Below are 3,198 nucleotides of genomic sequence, written 5' to 3'. Positions count from 1 at the left end.
ACGTCTACCGTGAACTAGGCAGCTACCTACCGTACATTCCAAATGAGGAAAATCCAGGCGACCGTCCACCAGTACCGTACGATGAGACCCCGGAAAATCCAAGTGACAACCCGCCATTGCCACATATCCCTGGCTACACACCGAAAGATCCAGACGGTAACCCATTGAAGCCGGTTGATCCAGATGATCCAACGAAGGGCTACGTCCCACCTTCTATCATCGATCCAAATGACCCAGGTAAGGATACTCCAGTTCCTTATGAGAAGGATCCAGTGCCAAAAGTGAAAAAAGGTAAGGTTGTTGTTCACTACAAGGATACCAAGGGTAATACCATCAAGGATGACTATACGGATACCACTGACGCACCAGTCGGCACAGACTACAATACGGGTGAAAACGACAGTGAGAAACCAACCATCATCGAAAAAGATGGTAAGAAGTACAAGCTCATTCCAGAGCGGACAGAAGGTCAGGAAACTGGTCAAGTGGCAGAAGGGACTACTGAGGTGACCTACGTCTACCGTGAGCTAGGCAGCTACCTACCGTACATTCCAAATGAGGAAAACCCAGGCGATCGTCCACCAGTACCGTACGATGAGACCCCAGAAAACCCAAGTGACAACCCACCATTGCCACATATCCCTGGCTACACACCGAAAGATCCAGACGGTAACCCATTGAAGCCGGTTGATCCAGATGATCCAAGTAAGGGCTATGTCCCACCTTCTATCATCGATCCGAATGACCCAGGTACGGATACTCCAGTGCCGTACGAGAAGGATCCAGTTCCGGAAGTCAAGAAGGGCAGCGTCATCGTCCACTATAAGGACACTGAGGGTAATACCATCAAGGATGACTACACGGATACACCAGAGTCTCCAGTCGGTACAGACTACAATACGGGTGAAAATGACAGTGAGAAGCCAACCATCATCGAAAAAGATGGCAAGAAGTACAAGCTCATGCCAGAGCGGACTGAAGGTCAGGAAACTGGTCAGGTAGGGGAAGGGACTACTGAGGTTACCTACGTCTACCGTGAGCTAGGCAGCTACCTACCATATGTTCCGGGTGAGGAAAATCCAGGCGACCGTCCACCAGTACCGTACGATGAGACCCCGGAAAATCCAAGTGACAACCCGCCATTGCCACATATCCCTGGCTACACACCGAAAGATCCAGACGGTAACCCATTGAAGCCGGTTGATCCAGATGATCCAACGAAGGGCTATGTCCCACCTTCTATCATCGATCCGAATGACCCAGGTACGGATACTCCAGTTCCTTATGAGAAGGATCCAGTGCCAGAAGTGAAAAAAGGTAAGGTTGTTGTTCACTACAAGGATACCAAGGGTAATACCATCAAGGATGACTACACGGATACCACTGACGCACCAGTCGGTACAGACTACAATACGGGTGAAAATGACAGTGAGAAGCCAACCATCATCGAAAAAGATGGCAAGAAGTACAAGCTCATGCCAGAGCGGACTGAAGGTCAGGAAACTGGTCAAGTGGTAGAGGGCAACACAGATGTCACCTACGTCTACCGTGAGCTAGGCAGCTACCTACCGTACATTCCAAATGAGGAAAACCCAGGTGACCGTCCACCAGTACCGTACGATGAGACCCCAGAAAACCCAAGTGATAACCCACCATTGCCACATATCCCTGGCTACACACCGAAAGATCCAGACGGCAACCCATTGAAGCCGGTTGATCCAGATGATCCAACGAAGGGCTATGTCCCACCTTCTATCACCGATCCGAATGACCCAGGTACGGATACTCCAGTGCCGTACGAAAAGGATCCAGTTCCGGAAGTGAAAAAAGGTAAGGTTGTTGTTCATTACAAGGATACCAAGGGTAATACCATCAAGGATGACTACACGGATACCACTGACGCACCAGTCGGCACAGACTACAATACGGGTGAAAACGACAGTGAGAAGCCAACCATCATCGAAAAAGATGGCAAGAAGTACAAGCTCATGCCAGAGCGGACTGAAGGTCAGGAAACTGGTAAGGTGGTAGAGGGCAACACAGATGTCACCTACGTCTACCGTGAGCTAGGCAGCTACCTACCATATGTTCCGGGTGAGGAAAATCCAGGCGACCGTCCACCAGTACCGTACGATGAGACCCCAGAAAATCCAAGTGACAACCCACCATTGCCACATATTCCTGGCTACACACCGAAAGATCCAGACGGTAACCCATTGAAACCGGTTGATCCAGATGATCCAAGCAAGGGCTACGTCCCACCTTCTATCATCGATCCAAATGACCCAGGTAAGGATACTCCAGTTCCTTATGAGAAGGATCCAGTGCCAGAAGTGAAAAAAGGTAAGGTTGTTGTTCACTACAAGGATACCAAGGGTAATACCATCAAGGATGACTACACGGATACCACTGACGCACCAGTCGGCACAGACTACAATACGGGTGAAAACGACAGTGAGAAACCAACCATCATCGAAAAAGATGGTAAGAAGTACAAGCTCATTCCAGAGCGGACAGAAGGTCAGGAAACTGGTCAAGTGGCAGAAGGGACTACTGAGGTTACCTACGTCTACCGTGAGCTAGGCAGCTACCTACCATATGTTCCGGGTGAGGAAAATCCAGGCGACCGTCCACCAGTACCGTACGATGAGACCCCGGAAAATCCAAGTGACAACCCGCCATTGCCACATATTCCTGGCTACACACCGAAAGATCCAGACGGTAACCCATTGAAGCCGGTTGATCCAGATGATCCAAGCAAGGGCTACGTCCCACCTTCTATCATCGATCCAAATGATCCAGGTAAGGACACTCCAGTGCCGTATGAGAAGGATCCAGTGCCGGAAGTGAAAAAAGGTAAGGTTGTTGTTCATTACAAGGATACCAAGGGTAACACCATCAAGGATGACTACACGGATACCACTGACGCACCAGTCGGCACAGACTACAATACGGGTGAAAACGACAGCGAGAAACCAACCATCATCGAAAAAGATGGTAAGAAGTACAAGCTCATTCCAGAGCGGACAGAAGGTCAGGAAACTGGTAAGGTGGTAGAGGGCAACACAGATGTCACCTACGTCTACCGTGAGCTAGGCAGCTACCTACCATATGTTCCGGGTGAGGAAAACCCAGGCGACCGTCCACCAGTACCGTACGATGAGACCCCGGAAAACCCAAGTGATAACCCACCATTGC

Annotated in this window: 1 protein-coding gene; it reads left to right on the top strand. The window is 50.0% G+C overall.

All coding sequences use genetic code 11. The features are described from left to right. On the top strand, window positions 1–3,198 hold a 3,198-nt coding region (locus BVE84_RS10215; protein ID WP_167366967.1), incomplete at both ends, for a MucBP domain-containing protein.

Source organism: Streptococcus azizii (genome assembly GCF_001984715.1).
Taxonomy (GTDB): Bacteria; Bacillota; Bacilli; order Lactobacillales; family Streptococcaceae; genus Streptococcus; species Streptococcus azizii.
This window is presented reverse-complemented; position numbering and strand designations above follow the sequence as displayed.